This is a genomic window from Chlorobaculum parvum NCIB 8327 (assembly GCF_000020505.1).
Classification (GTDB): domain Bacteria; phylum Bacteroidota; class Chlorobiia; order Chlorobiales; family Chlorobiaceae; genus Chlorobaculum; species Chlorobaculum parvum_A.
In genome coordinates this window covers 811112-831394 of record NC_011027.1, presented here as the reverse complement: position 1 = coordinate 831394, position 20283 = coordinate 811112, and the positions used below count along the sequence as shown (strand labels likewise).

The 20283-nt window shown below is 55.4% G+C and carries 17 protein-coding genes; 8 read left to right on the top strand and 9 right to left on the bottom strand.

The genetic code is table 11. The features are described 5' to 3' along the window. The first annotated feature begins 7 nt into the window (after positions 1 to 7). Positions 8 to 862: a transglutaminase family protein gene (locus CPAR_RS03945; RefSeq protein ID WP_012502019.1), complete on the top strand. Its 855-nt coding sequence runs from the start codon at positions 8 to 10 to the stop codon at positions 860 to 862. Between the two features lie 14 nt (positions 863 to 876). On the opposite strand, the gene CPAR_RS03940 is transcribed toward CPAR_RS03945, so the two are convergent. Then, entirely contained in the window at positions 877 to 3330 is a 2454-nt protein-coding gene (locus CPAR_RS03940) for a PAS domain S-box protein (RefSeq protein WP_232203936.1), read from the bottom strand. A 398-nt stretch (positions 3331 to 3728) separates the two neighbouring features. On the opposite strand from CPAR_RS03940, the gene tgt reads away from it, so the two are divergent. Beyond that, on the top strand, positions 3729 to 4862 hold the full coding sequence (gene tgt / locus CPAR_RS03935; protein ID WP_012502017.1) for a tRNA guanosine(34) transglycosylase Tgt: 1134 nt from the start codon (positions 3729 to 3731) through the stop codon (positions 4860 to 4862). Beyond that, complete coding sequence (gene rimO / locus CPAR_RS03930; RefSeq protein WP_012502016.1) at positions 4849 to 6162, top strand: 30S ribosomal protein S12 methylthiotransferase RimO; 1314 nt, start codon at positions 4849 to 4851, stop codon at positions 6160 to 6162. The genes tgt and rimO overlap by 14 nt, the downstream gene beginning before the upstream one ends. A gap of 46 nt (positions 6163 to 6208) precedes the next feature. Here the strand turns inward: rimO and CPAR_RS03925 are convergent, their stop codons facing one another. From CPAR_RS03925 to CPAR_RS03910, 4 genes are all read right to left on the bottom strand, one after another. Further along, positions 6209 to 7030 carry a hypothetical protein gene (locus CPAR_RS03925; RefSeq protein ID WP_012502015.1) on the bottom strand — a complete coding sequence of 274 codons (822 nt, stop codon included), beginning with the start codon at positions 7028 to 7030 and terminating at the stop codon, positions 6209 to 6211. Positions 7031 to 7181: 151 nt separating this feature from the next. Next, positions 7182 to 7463 (bottom strand): hypothetical protein, encoded by a 282-nt coding sequence (locus tag CPAR_RS03920; protein ID WP_041466122.1) that lies wholly within the window; start codon positions 7461 to 7463, stop codon positions 7182 to 7184. Positions 7464 to 7637: 174 nt separating this feature from the next. Further along, positions 7638 to 9488, bottom strand: a complete 1851-nt coding sequence (locus tag CPAR_RS10595) for a peptidoglycan-binding domain-containing protein (protein ID WP_012502014.1) — start codon at positions 9486 to 9488, stop codon at positions 7638 to 7640. 49 nt (positions 9489 to 9537) lie between these two features. Further along, entirely contained in the window at positions 9538 to 10080 is a 543-nt protein-coding gene (locus CPAR_RS03910; RefSeq protein WP_012502013.1) for an HD domain-containing protein, read from the bottom strand. 157 nt (positions 10081 to 10237) lie between these two features. Between CPAR_RS03910 and CPAR_RS03905 the strand changes: the two genes are divergently transcribed. Both CPAR_RS03905 and recD2 read left to right on the top strand, forming a co-directional pair. After that, a complete protein-coding gene (locus tag CPAR_RS03905) occupies positions 10238 to 11146 on the top strand; it encodes an MCP four helix bundle domain-containing protein (protein ID WP_012502012.1) in 909 nt (302 codons plus the stop codon). Positions 11147 to 11200: 54 nt separating this feature from the next. Beyond that, positions 11201 to 13402, top strand: coding sequence for an SF1B family DNA helicase RecD2 (gene recD2 / locus CPAR_RS03900; RefSeq protein ID WP_012502011.1), 2202 nt, complete (start codon positions 11201 to 11203; stop codon positions 13400 to 13402). Here recD2 and CPAR_RS03895 read toward each other — a convergent pair. Continuing rightward, positions 13365 to 14084, bottom strand: a complete 720-nt coding sequence (locus tag CPAR_RS03895; protein WP_012502010.1) for a glutamine amidotransferase — start codon at positions 14082 to 14084, stop codon at positions 13365 to 13367. The genes recD2 and CPAR_RS03895 overlap by 38 nt on opposite strands. Before the next feature lie 149 nt (positions 14085 to 14233). On the opposite strand from CPAR_RS03895, the gene CPAR_RS03890 reads away from it, so the two are divergent. Next, positions 14234 to 14797 (top strand): shikimate kinase, encoded by a 564-nt coding sequence (locus tag CPAR_RS03890; RefSeq protein ID WP_012502009.1) that lies wholly within the window; start codon positions 14234 to 14236, stop codon positions 14795 to 14797. 18 nt (positions 14798 to 14815) lie between these two features. Then, on the top strand, positions 14816 to 15919 hold the full coding sequence (gene aroB / locus CPAR_RS03885; RefSeq protein WP_012502008.1) for a 3-dehydroquinate synthase: 1104 nt from the start codon (positions 14816 to 14818) through the stop codon (positions 15917 to 15919). Positions 15920 to 16086: 167 nt separating this feature from the next. Here aroB and CPAR_RS03880 read toward each other — a convergent pair whose 3' ends face one another. Together CPAR_RS03880 and CPAR_RS03875 are read right to left on the bottom strand one after the other, a co-directional pair. Further along, positions 16087 to 16893, bottom strand: coding sequence for a pantothenate kinase (locus tag CPAR_RS03880; protein WP_012502007.1), 807 nt, complete (start codon positions 16891 to 16893; stop codon positions 16087 to 16089). Positions 16894 to 16917: 24 nt separating this feature from the next. Beyond that, positions 16918 to 17433, bottom strand: coding sequence for a hypothetical protein (locus CPAR_RS03875; RefSeq protein ID WP_012502006.1), 516 nt, complete (start codon positions 17431 to 17433; stop codon positions 16918 to 16920). 172 nt (positions 17434 to 17605) lie between these two features. Here CPAR_RS03875 and CPAR_RS03870 point away from each other — a divergent pair, with 172 nt between their 5' ends. Continuing rightward, the gene (locus tag CPAR_RS03870) at positions 17606 to 18022 is read left to right on the top strand and encodes a secondary thiamine-phosphate synthase enzyme YjbQ (protein ID WP_012502005.1); all 417 of its coding nucleotides are present in this window, start codon (positions 17606 to 17608) and stop codon (positions 18020 to 18022) included. A 103-nt stretch (positions 18023 to 18125) separates the two neighbouring features. On the opposite strand, the gene CPAR_RS03865 is transcribed toward CPAR_RS03870, so the two are convergent. Then, positions 18126 to 20270 (bottom strand): glutamine synthetase III family protein, encoded by a 2145-nt coding sequence (locus CPAR_RS03865; protein ID WP_012502004.1) that lies wholly within the window; start codon positions 20268 to 20270, stop codon positions 18126 to 18128. Positions 20271 to 20283: the final 13 nt, after the last annotated feature.

Genomic DNA, 20283 nt, shown 5'->3' with positions numbered 1-20283 from the left:
ACCGCGCATGATCCTCAAAGTTGAACATTCAACGCTTTTCGAGTACGAAGAGCCGATTTACGAAACCGCCACCGAAGTGCGTCTGCATCCGAGAAGCGGCACCGGTGCGCAACGATGCGCAAGTTTCAGCCTTCAGGTCAACCCTTCCGCGACGGTTTTCAATTACACCGACTTCTACGGAAACAACGTGCACCATTTTAACATCCTGCAAAGCCACAAACAGGTGCACATCATGGCCACCTCGATCATCGAAACCCTGAACCACCCGGCCAGCGGGCCGCACGAAGAGGATGAGATCATGCTGCTTGACCTGCTCTCGGAAAGCCGTTACGTCCATTACGATCCAGCTATTCTGGCGCTGGCCGCGCAGTTCAAACCGATCACGGATCCTTGGCTGAAAGCGATGGAGATCTGCCGACACATCAACGACACCTTTTTGTACGAACCGGGCGTCACCGACGTGCACAGCACCAGCGCGGTTGTCATGGCGCTCGGTCGGGGCGTCTGCCAGGACTTCGCGCACCTCATGCTTGCCGTCTGCCGCCATCTCGGGCTGCCGGCACGCTACGTGAGCGGTTATCTCTACGGCGGAGGAAGCACGCCTGACGGACAGGATGAAGCCAGCCACGCCTGGTGCGAAATCTGGTGCGGAAAAGAAAAGGGATGGGTGGGATTCGATCCGACGCACAAAACGCTGGTGGTCGATGATCGCTACATCAAGATCGGCAGCGGAAGGGATTACGGCGACGTTCCCCCCGTTCGAGGCACCTACAAAGGCGCCTCATCGGAAAAGATGAGCGTTTCAGTCCGAGTCAGCGCGCTTGAACTGACCCCTGGCGAGATACGCCAGCACAACACCTGAGCAGGCATAAAATCTCACTTTGCCTCAAGAACAGCGTTCACCTTTTCGATCAACGTCTTGATGGTAAAAGGTTTGCGGAGCAGATTGAACGAATTGTGCGGCATACCCTTGTCCGCGATAATATCTGCCGAATAACCCGACATAAAGAGAACCCTGAAGCCGGGGCTGATCGTCGAAAGTTTCGAGGCAAGCTCGACACCATTCATTTCCGGCATAATGACATCGGTCAACAGCAGATCAATCTTGCCACTGAACTCTTCAGCAATCATGATCGCATCTTTAGGAAATGCTGCAGTTAATACCGTAAAACCGGACTTTTGAAGCATCATCTTACAAAGACTGAGAATCTCAGGTTCGTCTTCAACCACGAGAATAGTGGTATGATTCGATGGACTTGAAGAGTTCTGCCTGTCAATCCCTAACCCGTTTGTTTTTTCTCTGTAGAGAGGCAGGTAGATATGGAAAGTTGTCCCATTCCCCTTCTCGCTCTCAAAATCAACAAATCCCCGATTCTGTTTGACGATACCATAGATCGAAGAAAGCCCCAGACCGGTTCCCTTACCGAGAACTTTCGTAGTAAAAAATGGCTCGAAAATATGCAACTGGTGCTCTTCGGGAATTCCCTGTCCGGAGTCACTAACCGAAATCTGAACATACTCACCGGGCTCTCTTATCCCTCCCGGATGTTCCAGAGTATGATCGACTTTTAACCGTTTAGCCTTAATGACGATAGTTCCCTCACCGCCCATAGCATCACTTGCATTCAGACAAAGATTCATGAGAATCTGGTCGAACTGTGACGGGTCGACACGCACCTTGCACCCGGCGCCTGACGGATGCCAATCAAACCCGATCTTCTTACCAACCACTCTCTGCAAAATGGCAAGAGAATCTCCAATCGCCTGATCGACCTCAAAAACACTGGGCACGGCAGTCTGCTTGCGGGCAAACGCCAACAATTGACTGGTCATCTCGGCTGAACGCTCCGCCGCCCGATAAATCTCGGCAAGATTCTCTTCAACGGAAGGATCCAGACCATCGTTGCACATCGCCAACTCGGTATTACCCATAATGACACCGAGCATATTGTTAAAATCGTGAGCTATACCACCAGCAAGCTGACCGATCAACTCCATTTTCTGAATCTGCAACAAAATAGACTGAATCCGATTCTCAGACTGCTCGTTCATTTTTCGGGTAACGATATCCCAAACCATATTAGCCAGAGTACTCACCCACTGGGCGTCATTATCAACGTATGGAAACGGTTTGTTACCAACCAGGCACACGGCCACCACCTCCCCTCCATCGATAACAGGCACGACAAGGCGATTTTTAACATCTGGCTGAAAAGAAGAAAACTCTAAATCGAGGGAAAGAGATGGCTCATTGACGATAATTGCACGGCGTTTCTCAATGGCCTCCTTAAGAAAGGGCATGGAATTGAATGACGGATGTTCTCCATTGCCGCCCATGGCACTCATCTCATCGCGAACCTTGGTCGACCAAATATACTTCGGCAAACCATTTGAATCATCAGAGAGAAAGTAAATGAACCCAAGCGAACTGTCAGTAAGCTGCTCTGCCTCGTCGAGCGCCCCTTGCAAAATCTCCTCGATCGAGGCATCTTCAGCGCGTCTGAGCAGATCGAAACGAAATTCAGTCAATAGATCGAACCGTTTGCGCTGAGTCAAATCGTATAAGACCCCAATGGCACCCTCAACACGATGATCACTATACTTATGCAGTCTGATCTCAACAGGAAATACCGACCCATCCCTTTTGCGCATTGTACATTCACACTTTCGTATATCCTCAGAATTGGAAATCACATCATCAAGCATCAACATCACACCAGAATTCCCCCCATCAGTCTCTTCAAAAAATTTCGTGAACGATCTGTTGAGACATTCTGATGAAGCATAGCCGGAAACCTCTTCAAATGCAGGCGAAACGTATTTGATCAAACCTTCTATATCAGCAATAAACACAGGATAATCAGCCTGCTCTAAAATTGAGCGAAAACGCTGCTCGCTCACCATCAAAGCCTTTTCCGCTTTTTTGAGTCTCGTTATATCGACGCCAGTACCGGTGATGAAAACGGCTCCATCGCACTCGTAACGGTTGGCCATAAGAACAAACCACCGGTATGTTGGCCCTCCCTTGAAGAGCACCCTGACCTCAACACTTTCTTCCACACCCCGATTCAGGATATTGCGCATTCGCTGCCGCACCAGTTCTCGGTCTTCAGGATGAATCAGATCAATAAAATTGATAGACTCCATCGATTGATCAGAAAGACCAGCAATCCGATCACGAAACAAAGGGCTCCATCTAACCATATGCCCTTCAGCATCAATGAGGTACATCGACTGGGGCAACATATCCGTCATACTTTTGCCCTCCACCATACCGGAAACCTCATGATCTGCCAATCCATGAGATCCGCTTGTGCGATTTTCTTGCATGAAAAGAGGATTTTTTGAGAATACTGGTTATGGAAAAGACTAAAGAGTACAGACATCACCACTATTCGACAACCAGACAAGCCGCCTTTTTATATACTGAAATACATAAAAAAGCAGCACTATTGCAGTAATATTTCAATTTATAATATATTTTTTTTCTTCATAACTATTTTTCCCACAGGTATCCTTATAAGAAGAAGACTCATATCAGGCGCATTAAATTGACTTGCTTTTTTTTCTGCTCTCTGTTCCCTACTTTCTTTCATCGTTCATCAACCTCTGAGGCATGGCCATTGCGCCTCCGGAAACACTTGGGGCCGGGCCTTGCTTGGACGATGCGGTTTCAATAGGCAACTGTTGTATTGCCTATATCCTATTTTCGTCACCTGCCCAGCACTATGAAGTTTTCCGTCACAGCCAAGGACAGCAGCTCGGCTGCGCGTTGCGGCGTGCTCTCGACCGCGCATGGCGACATTCCGACGCCAATCTTCATGCCAGTCGGCACGCGGGCGAGCGTCAAATCAGTCGAGCCGGACGAGCTGAAAGCGCTCGACGCTAAGATCATTCTGGCCAACACCTACCACCTCTATCTGAAACCCGGCAACGACATCCTCTTCAAGGCTGGAGGCGTGCACCGTTTCATGAACTGGGACGGCCCACTGTTGACCGACAGCGGCGGCTACCAGGTCTATTCGCTCACCGACCTGCGCAAGATCAGCGAGGAGGGGGTAATGTTCAAGTCGCACCTCGACGGTTCGAAACTCCATTTTACGCCAGAGAACGTGGTCGATACGCAGCGTATTATCGGGAGCGACATCATGATGCCGCTCGACGAGTGCCCGCCGTGGCCCGCCGAGCGCGAGTATGTGCAGAAGTCCGGAGAGCTGACGCTGCGCTGGGCCGAGCGGGCGCGCAAGCACTTCCTCTCGACCCGCCCTCACTACGGCCACGAGCAATTCCAGTTCGGCATAACCCAAGGCGGCACGTTTGACGATTTGCGGGCGCACTCCAGCCGTGAGCTGATCGGGATGGATTTCGATGGCTACGCGGTCGGCGGCATGGCGGTTGGCGAACCGGCCGAGGAGATGTACCGGATGCTGGAGCTGTCGCACACGATTCTGCCCGAATCGAAGCCACGCTACCTGATGGGCGTCGGCACGCCCTCGAACATCCTCAACGCCATCGAGCGGGGCGTCGACATGTTCGACTGCGTCATCCCGACGCGCGAGGGGCGCAACGGGCGCGTCTATACCCGCAAGGGGACACTCAACCTGCGCTCGGCAAAATACGCCGACGACTTCCGCCCGATTGACGAAGGGTTCGACAACCACGTCTGCCGCAACTACAGCCGGGCCTACATCCGCCACCTGCTCAACGTCGGCGAAATTCTCGGCCTGAAGCTCTGCACGATGCAGAACCTCTCGTTCTACCTCTGGCTCACCAGAACGGCGCGCGAGCACATCGCGGCAGGCGACTTCACCGACTGGAAAGAGTCATTCCTCATGGAGTTCAACCGCAATGGCAACAAGTAACGAACGGAAACCGGCGATCTTCCTGCTCAGCCTCGGCTGCTCGAAAAACACCGTCGATAGCGAACGGCTCACCGCGCAGGCGGTCGCTTCGGGACTGACCTTCACCGACGACGTTGACGAGGCAAGCATCATCCTCATCAACACCTGTGGCTTCATCGAGGACGCCAAAAAGGAGTCGATCGACGAAATGCTCGCCGCCATCGGCAAAAAGGAGGAGGGCATCGTGCGCGAGGTGTACGTGATGGGTTGCCTCGTCGAACTCTACCGCAAGGAGCTGAGCGAGGAGATGCCGGAGGTTGACGGATGGTTCGGCACCCGCCAGCTCCCCGACGTGCTCGCGGCCATTGGCGCGCACTACTGCGAGGAGCTGTACGACCGGCGCGAACTGCTCACGCCACCGCACTACGCCTTCCTGAAAATCAGCGAGGGGTGCAACCGCCGCTGCTCCTTCTGCTCCATCCCGAAAATCCGCGGCCCCTACGTCAGCCAGCCCATCGAGCAGCTCCTCCGCGAAGCCGCGCTGCTCCAGGAGCAGGGCGTCCGCGAGCTGAACCTCATCGCGCAGGACATCAGCGTCTATGGCTACGACCTCTACGGCAAACCGGCGCTCAACGACCTCACGCTGCGCCTCTCCGACATGGGCTTCGACTGGATCCGCCTCCTCTACGCCTACCCGCTCAACTTCCCGCTGGAGGTAATCGATACCATGCGCCAGCGCCGTAACGTCTGCAACTACCTCGACATGCCGTTGCAGCACATCAACGACCGCATCCTGAAATCGATGCAGCGCGGCATCGGGCGCAAAGGCACGGAAGAGTTGATCGACGCCATTCGCCAGAAGAACCCCGACATCCGCCTCCGCACCACCATGATCGCCGGCTACCCCAGCGAAACCCGCGAAGAGTTCGACGAGCTGCTCGACTTCGTGCGCCAGGCCCGCTTCGACCGCCTCGGCTGCTTCCCCTACCGCCACGAAGAGCACGCCCCCGCCTACGCGCTTGAGGATACGATCAGCGACAAAGAGAAGGAAGAGCGGGTCGGCGAACTGATGGAACTGCAAGAAAGCATAGCCGCCAGCCTCAACCGAAAGCTTGAAGGCCAAACGCTCACCGTCCTCATCGACCGAATCGAGGATAACGTTGCCTACGGAAGAACCGAATACGACGCCCCCGAAGTCGATAACGACGTAATTATCGAGATTGGCGATGAAGCTGTGGAAGAAGGAGAATTCCGACAGGTGACGGTCGAAGACTCGACCGCGTATGAGTTGTTTGGGAGGGTGGGTTCAGAATGCAGCTAACTAAATATTGTAATGCGTTTTAATGAAAACTACAGCATTTTGTATATCAATCTCGCAACTCCAAATCATCCATTTTACCGTTATTTGAAGAATTAACATTCCTCACAAAATCATTAGTATGTATAATTATCTCAACAAGCACGATACCAATATACATCAAAAATGCCACTATAAATACCAAAAACAAATAAGAATTAAAGCTATATTCAGCATCTGAAATCGCAAAAAACGCCATGAAGCCCAAAGAAAGCAACAGCAATGCAAATAATTTATTACTACAATCTCTTAAAAGTGACCCTACCACATTTGATGCAACCCAGCTAATTCTCAATTCATCAATATATTCTTCAACATGAACTATAGACTGAATTAATGAATAGACATTTTTATTCTTCACATCAATATCGGCATCACCAAAAGCAAGACGGGATGGCTTTTGGATAGTATCCCAATCTAATTTTACCGCAAAAAGGTCTGTACGAATGTTTAAGTTCTCAAGATATTGAATACATTTATCTAAAGGCTCACATAATTGAAAATATTCATATACTAAACTATGTAGAACATCTCTCATCTCTTTTAACTCATGCTTGAGTTCTATGTACCATAACTGTCGACCAGACTCAATCGACTGAAGCTTAGAAATAATAAAACCAACCATTATTGCACCTACCGTACCGCTTATACCTGCAATCAACGAGGCAAACTCTACAAATACTGATGTTTGAATCTTTACCTTAATTATACCGCCAAGATCTAAGACAATCACAATAGCACAAATAATTGAAGTTGAAAATATCCAAGTAACCAGCTGTTGAGCAGGCTGCAAAAAAAGGATTCTATGGATATATTTCTTTTTTTTCACCATCTAAGCACACCTAAGAAATAGGATTTAGGTTAAACTTACTCTCCATCGAAAAAAAATCATTTACTCTACCGATAATTTTTCGAACCTCAGCCGTCACCTTTTTCAGTTCCTCTTACGACGCAGTCATCAATGACTGAAGTATTCATACTAATTATCCAATAATAACGCTCTTGACCAAGAAGAAAATAGCAACAGAACCAGCCAAGAGAGTCGCTGCTGCTATTGGCAAAGTGTGACGCTTACCACGCCATTCACGAAACCACAGAATTGCACCAGTTAACCCCATGAGCATACTGATCCAAACGATGGGCAGAAAGACTGACCCGGCAGCCCAGGCACTCCAGCCATCAAGATGCGATATCTGCCAATACGCCCATGCAAACAACGCCAACGGTATCCAGGAAAGACTTACAAATATTTGACTGATTCTCATTCTTTTGCCTCCTATCAACTTGGTCTTGAGATCAACATAACAGGCTAACCTGTTCAAAATAGGTCTGAAATCCGCAGTTAATCAATCACTGAATCGCCACGTCACGACGCTCCTCGCAATGACAAAAAGCGCTACCGATACGTGGTAGCGCTACCTGTAAAATACTAACTCCGTCTACACAACAAACGAACCTCGCTTGTCCAAAATGATGCCGGTTTCGACTGCGTTGGCGATTCTCTGCGCCCGCTTGTCGGAATCGGTCATACTGGTGTGAGAGCGCAGGTCGATGTATTCGTCGAGAACCCTTCGTTCGTCGTCGTCACTCCAGGTTGCAGGGTCTTTGCTGCCACCGACTTTCGTCACGGCTTCTGCGATCGTCTTTGGCACATGGCCGGGACGGTTGATATGCTGGTCGAGAAGCAGGGCAACGCCGTATTCTGACGAAACGTAATCGCAAACCGGACGTCCGTTGATTTGGTGGCGGGGGCTATTGTAGAAGATATGGATGCGATCCATCGCTTGCCGGATTTCAGCAGCGCGGACAACGTCGTCGTGACCGGCAAGCCAGAAACGGTAAGCCCACTCAAGCGTGCGCAACTTCTCCTTTGCTGCCGAACTGGAAATTTTTTCACCATCGAGCGAGCAGTAACCGGTAGGCGTGATACCCGGATTCTCGGGCGCTCCGGCACGAACCCCCGTCACATCAAGGCCAAACTGGCCGAAGTAGCGCTCAAAGACATCTGCGTCATCCTGCTTGAGCCGCGCGAGCAAGGCTGGAAGCTCTCCGCTGCCCGCGCCTGTGCCGACAGTCCACTGAAAAGTGCCGAAAGTCAGAAAGGCGTTGTCCCACGTATTGATCGCCTCCAGCTTGCCTTCGTTCTCCGACACGGCGTCCATGATGTTCAACAGAGAGGTCGAAACGTCTGAAAACGCCGTCCGGTTTTGACGGACAAAATCCCGGATGGTCGTCTTGCCGTAATGGTACACGCCCTTGCGAAACTTCCTGGCAAACACCGTGTTGTCTGGCGCGACTGCGTTGTTTCCTTCAAACCGGAAAAATCCGGCAGGCGTTGTTGTCGGCGCTGCCGGGGCGACAACATAGATGCCGGAAAGGGTGTCGGGCCAGTCGATGGCAAGCGCGGAGGCCGTCTGCGGGCCGACGATGCCGTCGTCTTCGCTCGGGCCAAATTCGGCGGTCTGGAAGTCGAGCAGAGCCTGAAGCGTTCGAAGGCCGAAGTCGCTATCGATTTTACCTTCGTAAAAACCCCGCGCACTGAGCTTCTGCTGAATGACGTGAACAAGCTCCCCTTGCGAACCGAACCGCAGCCGAGGCGACATCGCCCTTTGGGAAGTGGCCACCCGCTGCGCTTCCCACCCGGTCAGGAGGACGTAATGAAAACTGCGCTGGTCGATTGCGTAGGCATTCTCCTTGAAAGCTTTCCAGGGGCCGGTGTCCGGATTGTTCCCGCGTTTTTCGCATTGCGGAAATCCCACCAGCACCTGGCAACCGGCACTCGCGTAAAGGTCTGATTCGACGCTCATACACCAGCCGGCGTGAAGGTTATCGAACGGCTGGCCGAACTCGACGCGATCGTCCGCGTCATAATCGACATCATCGGCCGTGCGGCGAACCGGAAGCTTGTGATCCTGCCGAAACGCCTGATGCCCGGTCGATTGGCCTGCTTTATGCACCCCTTTCCGGTAGTCCTTGTAGCAACCGGTGAGCAGCTGGTTAGTACCCTGCCCATTTTTGCTGATGGAGCTCTCCACATGCTTGCGATGCGGAACCGTACTACCCGGAAACACCGCAAAGCCCTTGCCCGGAGCCCACTGGCCGATCGTGCATCGCGGATGAACATAGTCGGGAGTGACGACCTCAAGCCGATGCTCCCGCGCAAAGGAGTGATCCTGATCGTCAACCGGAAGGCAGCCACGCAATCCAAAGAAAACCCACTGATCTTTGGGAATATCAAACTGGTTGATCTGCCACAAGCGCAGCAAATCTTCTTCTTTCAGGATAAACATGATTCGCTCCTTTGGATTTGTAGTTCTTGAGGAGATAGCATGATCCAAATTACCACTTGAACATCGGCAGAGGATCTTTCGGATGCGTTTTCATCCGCTCGAAGGTCAGGCGGGCGAGGGCTGGATGGTAGCCGGCATTGGGATAGCGGCCCTGGATTTCGAGGATGTAGCGACGCGGAAGGCCGAAGTTGCGTGCGCCAAAGGTGACGTCGATCCAGTCAGCCTGGCGGAAGGGTTCGACAAGCCATGCGGGGTTGCAGCTCCACGGGCCGAGCTTGTGGTGGTTTTCGATCATGGCTTCGATTTCATCCGCCCAGTCGGTCTTGCCGATCGATTCGAGATAGGCGCGCGCGAGCCGCTTTGAGGGGCCCAGATAGTCGAACGTGCCGTCCGTCCAGATTCCGAGGTCGTGATAAGCTGCCGCAATGGCTATTTTCTGCTGATTGTCGCCATCTTTTCCAGCTAACGCGCAACCGAAAAGAAACACTCTCCGGCAATGGTTTCGGTACCCCTCAAAATCTCGCCCGATCACGCTCAACCAGGGATCGATCAGAGCATCGGCCATCGATACCTGTTCATTATCAGCTTTCATGATACTGCCCGTTTGTTATCGGTTAACTCTTTTCAGTTTAACGAAATTCGCCCGACGAGGGTTCACCTTTTGCTGAAAAAACGTATCGGCCCTTTTGTATATTGTGCGGATTAAGCCGAAACAACGACACGATTAACCCTGAGGAGACACCCACATCATGAACAGAGACGAAAAAGAAGCTGGCAAAAGCATCGGTTTGGCATGGGCGGCAAGTCTGGTAGCCACAGCGCTTGTCACGCTGCTGCTTTCGTTCTGGCTCCAGAGCGCTTCGTTCATGAGTGGCGGCAGTGCCTCGATGCAAAAGCAGGCGCTGCTGGCCGAAATGCGAGTCAATCTTGTGCGCTCGGTCGAGAAGGAGAAAAGTGCCGTTCTGGCCACGACCGACGAGGAGTCACGCACCTATGCCGAACAGTCAAGCGCCGCTGCGCGTGAGGTCAATCGCGACCTGAAAACGCTCGAATCGATGGTTGCCAAAGACGGCTCCGGCAAGGAGAAAGAGCTGGTCGACAAATTCAGCAAATCGTGGGCAACGGTCAGCGCGATTGACGCAACGCTGCTCGAAACCGCCACGGAGAACACAAACCTCAAGGCTCTCAACCTTTCATCAACGATCGGCGAAGAGCTGATGCGCAAGATCGACGGCAACCTCGACAAGTTGACCGCGAGGGTCAAGCCTGAGTGGCGCAAAGCGCAGATGGAAAAGACCGCTGAAGATGCCAAGCTGGCCATCCGCAATCTTGTCATCCTTCAGACGCACCATGTAAACGCCGCTGATGAGAAAGCAAAGAAGAGCATCGAAGAAACGATGCAGGCTGAACAAAAGAGCATTGAGACTGCGCTGAACAAACTCAATACGATGACGGGCAAAAAGAGCAAGCCTTACATCAGGGAGGCAAAGACCGAGTTCAGCGAGTTCATGCGGCTGAACACCGAAATCGTTCGTCTTTCAACGCTCAACACGAACCAGACGAGCGCAGCACTTTCGCTCGGCAACAAACGCAAGGCCGAAGCCGAGTGCGACCGCACACTTCAGGCGCTCCAGAAACTCGCCGCCGGAACTCCGTAAAGCACTCTGCCCTGCCGGTCGTCCACTTCGTCCACAAAGTCCACTGCACAACCAATGACAACACCCGCCGACACCCATGAAGAGCGCCTCTCGGGTTCCGTCGAGCGGGTAACGTTTCACAGCGAGGAATCTGGCTTCACGGTGCTGCGCCTGCGGGTTGCCGGGCAGCGCGAGCCGGTGGCGGTGGTCGGCCTCGCTGCCTCGCCTGCCGTGGGCGAGTTCATGGAGTGCGTTGGCACGTGGCAGAACGACCGCACGCACGGCTTGCAGTTCAAGGCGACGAAAATAACCCCCGTACAGCCCACCACGCTCGAAGGCAAGGAGCGCTACCTCGCATCGGGGCAGGTGAAGGGACTTGGCAACTATTACGCAAAAAAGCTGATCGAGCAGTTTGGCGACGCGGTGTTCGATGTGATCGAAAACGAACCGGAGCGACTACTCGAAGTGCCAGGCATCGGACGCAAGCGGCTCGACATGGTGATCGAATCGTGGACTGAGCAGAGAGCCATACGGGACATCATGCTCTTTCTGCAGGAGCACGGCGTCGGCGCAGCAAGGGCCTGGAAAATCTACCGCCGCTACCGCGAAGGGGCCATCGCCACCATCACGGAAAATCCCTACCGCCTCTCGCTCGACATCGAAGGCATCGGCTTCCAGACGGCCGACACCATCGCTGCGAGCCTTGGCGTCGAACGGAACTCGCTCATGCGGGCCGAAGCGGGCATCACCCATGTGCTCGGCCAGATGTCGAGCGACGGCCACTGCGCCGTTCCGGAAGAGACGCTCATCGGCGAAGCCTCACGCCTGCTCGAAATCGACCGCCCGCTCGTTGCCGAAGCCGTGACGAACGAAAAGCTGACCCGCCGAATCGTAGGTGAAACGATCGACGAAGTGCCGTGCATCTTTCTCGAATCGCTGCACCGCGCCGAAACGGGCGTCGCCTCGGCGCTGCACCGACTGAAGCGTGGCCCCCTGCCGTGGGAGCCGCTTGATCCGCACGATGTGCTGCCGTGGATCGAGGAGCAGACCGGCCTTGAGCTCTCCCCTTCGCAACGCAGCGCGGTGACACTCGTGCTGGCCAGCAAAGTATCGATCATCACCGGCGGGCCGGGCGTCGGCAAGACCACCATCCTCAAGGCGATCCTCTCGGTGCTTCAGCGCGAAAAGGTCTCCGTGGCGCTCTGCGCTCCGACCGGCCGGGCAGCCAAGCGGCTCACCGAATCGACCGGTATCGAGGCCAAAACCATCCATCGCCTGCTCGAATTCGATCCGCAGATTTTCGATTTCAAACGAGGACGCGGCAATCCGCTCGACGTTTCGTTCGTGGTGGTTGACGAAACCTCGATGGTGGACGTCGTGCTGATGCAGAAGCTCGTGGCGGCGATTCCCGACCGCGCGGCGGTGGTCTTCGTCGGCGACGTCGATCAGTTGCCATCGGTTGGCCCCGGCGCGGTGCTCGCCGACCTGATCGCCTCGGAGGTCATCCCCACCGTCTGCCTGACCGAAATCTTCCGGCAAGCCGCCGAATCGATGATCGTCGTCAACGCCCACCGCATCAACCAGGGCGAAATGCCGCTGACCGACGAGGGCGAGGAGCTTTCCGATTTCTACATCGTTCCGGCAAGTTCCCCGGAGGCGATTCACGACAAGGTGATGCAGCTCGTCACGGAGCGCATCCCGAAACGCTTCGATCTAGACCCGGTGCGTGACGTGCAGGTGCTGACACCGATGAACAAGGGCGGCATCGGCGTACAGGCCCTGAACGCCGAGCTGCAGGCGCGCCTCAACCCGACCGCCGAGCCGAAAGTGACCCGCTTCGGCAGCACCTTCGCGCCGGGTGACAAAGTGATTCAGACAGTCAACAACTACGACAAAGAGGTCTTCAACGGCGACATTGGCCTGATCGAACAGATCGACACCGATGCGGAGACGCTGACGGCGCTCTTCGACCATCACCACGTCGAGTACGACTTCAGCGACCTCGACGAACTGTCGCTCGCCTATGCCATCAGCATCCACAAAAGCCAGGGCTCAGAATACCCGGCAGTGGTCATTCCGCTCTCCATGCAGCACTACCCCCTGCTCGAACGCAACCTTGCCTATACGGCCGTCACGCGGGGACGCAAGCTCGTGGTCATCGTTGCCGAACCGAAGGCGCTTGACCGGGCGATCAGGAACTGTAAATCGAAACGCCGCCTGACCGGCCTCGTGCAACGGCTCAAAGAGTCCGGAAAACAAAGCTGGCAAAATTTGTAAGCACCCGCCCGGCGAACGGCGCGTCCGACACAACCTCGCGTAACGCTCCGGCATCTTCGCCAACCGCTTCAAGGCCAGCGATCTCATCGCGCACATAGGTCTGCATGATCTCCCGCGTGTACTCCGGATGGAACTGCACACCCCAAGCCGATTCACCGACCTGGAAGGCGTGATGCGATTCGAAGCCGTTGAAAGCGAGATGGACAGCGCCCTCCGGCAGCCGCAACACGCTCTGCGCATGAGTCGCGTGCGCTACGAACCGCGCCGGAATGGCTTCGAAAAGCGAATCGCGCTGGCCTTCAGGCGTCAGTTCGATGGAGACCGTGCCGACCTCCCGACCTCGCGGATGGTAGCCCACCTCGCCGCCAGCCGCCCGTCCGAGAAGCTGGTGGCCGTAGCAGATGCCGAGGAAAGGCACACGGACGGCGATCAGCTCGCGAATCCACCGCTCGATGCCGAGGCTCCACGGCAAATTGTCGGTCACCATGGCGTGCGAGCCGGTCACGACCGCCCCGGCGCACAGCTCCGGCGCTGGCAACGCCTCGCCGCCCTCAGCGTTCACCACCGCAACCGGACACGCCACGTCGCCCAGTCCGCGCCGCACCCACTCTTCGAAATCGCCGAGCCGCGCCACCTCGGTGGCAAAGGTGCTCCCGGCCTTGATGATATACAGACTTTTCATAGACCATAATGTCCAGTGATCGAAATTTCTGCCCCAAAGCTATCATCTTTCAGCGGCTGAAACAATCGCACCTCGCCGGTTATCGCTCCGTTTTTTCGTATATTGGCCGCAAATCAACAGTGGGACGCCGTCGCCCGCAGAATAACAGGATGAAACACCACTCACTCATATTTCTGACCGGCTTCAGCGGTTCAGGCAAATCGACCATCGGCCCGCTCCTGGCCAACTCGCTCGGCTTCGAGTTCATCGACCTCGACCGTGAAATCGAGCTTGCCGCCGGAAAGAGCATCAACCGCATCTTCGCCGAGGATGGCGAGGCCGCATTCCGGGAGCTGGAACTTCGGACGCTCGAACGTATTGGCAGTCAGAAAGAGATGGTGGTATCGCTTGGCGGCGGCGTGCTTGAAAACGACCGCTGCTTCGAGCTGATCAGGCGCACCGGCACGCTGGTCTACATGAAATCGAGCCCGGAAATTCTCTCGCTCAGACTTCAGCATAAAACCGATCGACCGCTTTTAAAAGGCCCGAACGGTGAGAAGCTTTCGCGGGAACAGGTGGAGCAGCGAATCAGCGAGATTCTCGAAAAACGGGAGCCCCGTTACCAGAAAGCCGATCTGATCATCGTGACCGATTCAAAGAAAATCGGCAGCACGGTCGAAGAGATGACAAGAAAAATCGAAAGACATATCCGCCGCGTTGAGCGGGACAGCTAACAAGGAGAGATAAGCATCATGGAAAGTGCGGCCAGTCATATTATCGTCAGAACCCCCGTCATCGACTCGATCGGAGAGCTGTACGAAACCCGTGGACTCGGCAAAAAAAGCGTGGTGCTGTTCGACGAGAACACCCGGAAGCTCTACGGCGATAAGATCATCGCATCGATGCAGCGCCAGGGGTTCCGCACCGTCGAGCTGGTCGTGCCTGCGCGCGAGACCTCCAAAAGCGTCTCGACCGCATGGAAACTCTACGGACAGATGATCGAGACTGACGTCGACCGGAGCTGGAACCTGCTCTGCGTCGGCGGCGGCGTGGTCGGTGATCTCGGCGGCTACATCGCGGCGAGCTACTACCGCGGCATTCCGGTGGTACAGTTGCCAACCACGCTGCTTGCCATGACCGACAGCTCCATCGGCGGCAAGGTGGCCATCAACCACCCGCTCGGCAAGAACCTCATCGGCTACTTCCACATGCCCGCGTTGGTGCTGATCGACCCGGCATTTCTCCGGACGCTGCCTGCGCGCGAAATCTTCGGCGGTATGGCCGAGGTGGTCAAGTACGGCTTCATCGCCGACCGGAAGTTTTTCGACATGCTCGCCGAGCACTGGGATGAGGTAACGAGACTTGAAGAGCCGTGGATTTCCGACGCTGTCAGCCGCAGCGCCTTCACCAAGGCCGATGTGGTGGAGAAAGATTTCCGCGAAACCAGCGGCCTGCGGGCAACGCTCAACTTCGGGCACACCTTCGCGCATGGGCTTGAAAAGATGGCCGAGTACCGCAACCTGCGCCACGGCGAGGCGGTCACCATCGGCATGGCCTGCGCGCTCTACCTCTCGTATCGACTTGGATTTTTGGCTGAGGCGGAACTCAACGAAGGGCTCGCGCTCATCGCCCGCTTCCGCTTCCCGCGAAACCTCGTCAACAAGCGATTCATCTCGCTCGACCTGGAGGAGCTGTTCGACGCCATGCACTCCGACAAAAAGAAGATCGACAAGCAGTTGCGCTTCGTCCTGCTCGACCGCATCGGCCACGCCTTCCTGCACGACCGCGAAGTACCGAAAGCTGACGTGCTTCATGCGATTGATGACGCCCAGCGCTGGTTCTCGGAGAAGAGATAGGACTCAAGGCGGATGCTTTGTAGGGGCAACCCTTGCGGTTGCCCTCATTGGGATGTTGACAGGTATTCCCGAACGGGGCAACCGCAAGGGTTGCCCCTACGATCTTCCTGCATTTGATGCGATTTTGAAGGAGAAAAAAACAGCCCCTGCTTGTCCTCTGAACAAGCTCATGAGTTCAGTCGTAGCAGCAGGTCGATTCCGCGAAGCACGGCAAGCTCGTCGAGGTGGGTAATTGAAGCGATCTCAGGAGCGATAATCCGGCTGTTGCCGCCGGTAACAAGCACTTCGGCTGGAGCAGCTTTTGACTCGCCCGGCAGCTCTGCCCCGATGGCGTCGATCAGCCCGGCAATCTGTCTGACCGCTCCCCAGAAAATGCCGTTTCTGATACACTCGATGGTGGATCGACCAAGCAGGCTTTCCGGCTTGTCGATGTCGACCAGCGGAAGCTGCGCGGTTCTCGAATTGAGCGCTCCGGCCATCATATCGATCCCCGGCATAATCAACCCGCCACGATAGTTTCCCTCAGCATCGAGCACATCGAAGGTAATCGCTGTACCGATATCGACCGCGATCACCGGGCAGTCGCCGAACAGATGTCGGCTCCAGGCGCACAGCGCGATACGATCCGCGCCAAAGGTGTGCGGAGTTGCATAATCAAGCTGGAACGGCAGGCGAAGCGAGGCAGCGATCGTCACCACGGGCACAGAAAAAAGCGATTCGAGTTGCGCCGAGCAGGAGGCTGCCGCGGCTGGCACTACGCTGCACACCGCAACAGCCTGAGGCGTACCGTGCCGATGAGCCAGCGAGAGAAACAGCTCGGCAACCGCTTTCGGCTCACCGAACAGCGTGCTCTGAACCGATTCGACCGACGGCTCAGTCTCTCCGGTGAACACGGCCAGCGTCGTGGTGGTGTTGCCGATATCAACGACCAGCCGCACGAACGCCTCAGTCGAAACGCTTCTGGAACTCTGCATGGAAGTTTCCCGGAAACAGCAGGATTACGGCCTCTTGACGGTCACGCCGCTTCGCTTCGACAGCTCTGAGAGCATCTTGCCAGCATCCGGCAGGCCGTCCTTGCCGTCGGTGACGGTGATCGAATCGCGCAGACCGGCATTGTTGGCCACAATGAACACCTGCGGCGGAGGATTGTAGGTGATCTGCTCCTGGTAAATCGAAACGATGTCCTTGTACAGGAACATCTTCTTTTCACCTTTGCGCGAGACGTATTCAATGCGATCCGGAGTCAACGTCACCGAATCACCGTCACGGCCATGCTCGGCGCTGAAACGGGTGTTGTAATATTGCGGCACGCCGAGAGCAATCGTGGTGATGAGAATCATCAGCGTGGTTTTCCAGAGACATCCGAAATCAACGCCGTAACTGAACTTGCCGTAGCGGTAAAAAAGGGCCCAGCCGCCGCCCAGAAACAGCATACTCAGAAACCAGGTAACGTAGTAGTAGTTATCGAGCCACCAGCCGGGAAAGGACATCGGGTACTGGAAAAGGTCGGTCATGAGCGGAAAGCCGTCTGAAGAGCAACGCAGAAAACGGATTGACCCGGCAGACCGGAATCATCACGCTATTGAGAGCTGCCCAAGTTTCTTATTATTCAAAGGTCAAAAAATACACCTTTTCAGGAGATGTTCTAAATACAAATATCCCGATCAACCACAGACCTGTCAACGCATGAAATCGTATTACAAGGAACTCTGGATGGAAGTCCCGACCAGAATGGATTTCGTCAACATCACCCGCGACGTCGAACGCGCACTCGGCGAAAGCGGCATCCGGGAAGGGCTTTGCCTGGTCAACGCCATGCACATCTCGGCCTCGGTGTTCATCAACGACGACGAACCGGGCCTGCACGCCGACTACAAGCAGTGGCTCGAAGAGCTGGCGCCGCACGATCCGTCGCGCTACCGCCACAACCGTACTGGCGAGGACAACGGCGACGCGCACCACAAGCGCCAGATCATGGGCCGCGAAGTGGTGGTAGCCGTTACCGAAGGGCGACTGCATTTCGGCCCCTGGGAGCAGATCTTCTACGGCGAATTCGATGGACGAAGAAGAAAGCGCGTGCTCATCAAAATCATCGGAGAATAGTCTTCCCTATTCCATCCGCCAAGTTCACCTTTTTCTCCTTGCCGCAAAACAAAAGAGCCCCGACATTTCGGGGCTCTTTTTACTTGTGCTTTCGTTCCGGCTCTTAGTGCTCGAAGAGCATTTCGGAGTAGGTCGGAAGCTGCCAGCGGCTGCGATCGACCTGGAGTTCCAGCTTGTCGGCCACTTCGCGCACGGCGTTCATGCAGGGCAGAAGCCTTGCGGAGCAGAAATCGGCTTTGTCGAGCTCGCTCTCCTGCTCTTCCATCTCTTCGATGGTCTCTTCGAGAATGCTGGTCAGTGCGATCAGCTGCGACAGATCCTCGGCGAGGGTTTTCAGATGTCCGGCCTGGTTCTTGAAGGCCTCGTCGGACAAACCGATAGAGTCGGCGGCAGCCACGAGGTTGTTGAACGAGCTGGCCAGATCGCCCTGATACTCCGAAGCATCCGGAATGACCATGGTCTTGATCATGAGCAGCAGCGTACGGGCTTCGATGTCGATGCCTTTGACGTAGCGCTCGATGCGGACGTTGTAGCGGGAGTCGATCTCCTCGGCAGTCAGCACACCGTACTTGACAAACATGGCGACAGTATCCTTGTCGGTCCAGGCACGAACCGATTCCGGAGTGTTTTTCATGTTCGGCAGACCACGCTCGGCAGCGGCCTTCTGGAGATCTTCGCTGTAGTTGTCGCCAGGGTAGCGCACAGCCTTGGTTGCGGTGATGCCATCGCGGACAGCGGCCAGGATTGCCTCTTCCTTCGACATGCCAGCCTCGATCTTTGCGAGAATTTCGGCGTTCAGGTCATCGACCGCTTCGGCCATGAGCGTGTTGAGCACCGTGTTCGGCACCGAGATCGGCTGGCTGGAGCCCACAGCGCGGAACTCGAACTTGTTGCCGGTGAAGGCGAACGGCGAGGTGCGGTTACGGTCGGTGTAGTCTTTGTTGAGCACCGGCACATGGCTGAGGCCGAGGTCGAGAATCTGCTTCTCGGTCTTGAGATCAACCTTGCCGCTCTCGATGGCGTCGAGCACTTTTTCAAGCAGATCACCGAGAAAGACGGTGACGACAGCCGGCGGAGCCTCGTTAGCACCGAGACGGTGGTCGTTGCCAATGCTGGCAACAGAAGCGCGCAGAATCGCGGAGCGTTTGAGCACGCCCTTGAGCACGGCCACAAGGAAGACCAGGAAGCTGATGTTGGATTCAGGAGTGTCACCCGGATCGAGGAGGTTCATGCCGCCGTCGATGCCGATCGACCAGTTGTTGTGCTTGCCGGAGCCGTTGATGCCTGCGAAGGGCTTTTCAAAGAGCAGCATGGCAAAGCCTTTCTTTTCGGCCACCTTGCGCATCACTTCCATGACGAGCAGGTTGTGGTCGGAAGCGAGGTTGGCCTGCTCGAAGATCGGAGCGATCTCGAACTGGTGCGGAGCCACTTCGTTGTGACGGGTCTTGGCCGGAATGCCGAGCAGGAAGAGCTCTTCTTCAACCTCCTGCATGAACTCGAGCACGCGATCCGGGATCGAGCCGAAGTAGTGATCTTCGAGCTGCTGGCCCTTCGGCGGAAGAGCGCCAAGCAGGGTGCGGCCGGTCATCACCAGGTCAGGACGCTGCGTGTAGAACTTCTTGTCGATCAGGAAGTACTCCTGCTCCGGACCAGCGTAGGTGTTGACCTTGGTCACGCCGGTGATGCCGAGCGTGTCGAGCAGGCGGATTGCAGCCTTGCTGACGGCGTCCATGGAACGCAGAAGCGGGGTCTTCTCGTCGAGCGCTTCACCGTGATAGGAGATGAAAACGGTCGGAATGCAGAGGGTCATGCCCTTGCCGCCCTTCATCAGGAATGCCGGGCTGGAAGGATCCCATGCGGTGTAGCCGCGAGCCTCGAAGGTCGAACGCATACCGCCGGACGGGAAACTCGAAGCGTCAGGCTCACCCTGAATGAGCTGCTCGCCTGAGAAACGCTCGATCACGGTACCATCCATCTGGGTGGTCAGGAAGGCGTCGTGTTTTTCAGCGGTCGTGCCGGTCATCGGCTGGAACCAGTGGGTATAATGGGTAGCGCCATGCTCCATGGCCCACTCTTTCATACCGTGGGCTACGACGCCAGCGATGTCGGCGGGAAGTTTTTTGCCAGCTTTGATCGTCTCCTGCAGCGCCTTGAAAACCTCTTTCGGAAGCTTTGCGCTCATGGCTTCAGTACCAAAGGTCAATGCGCCATAATAGGACACCACCGATTTTTTGCTCTCGTTAATCAAGAGTTCCTCCTTT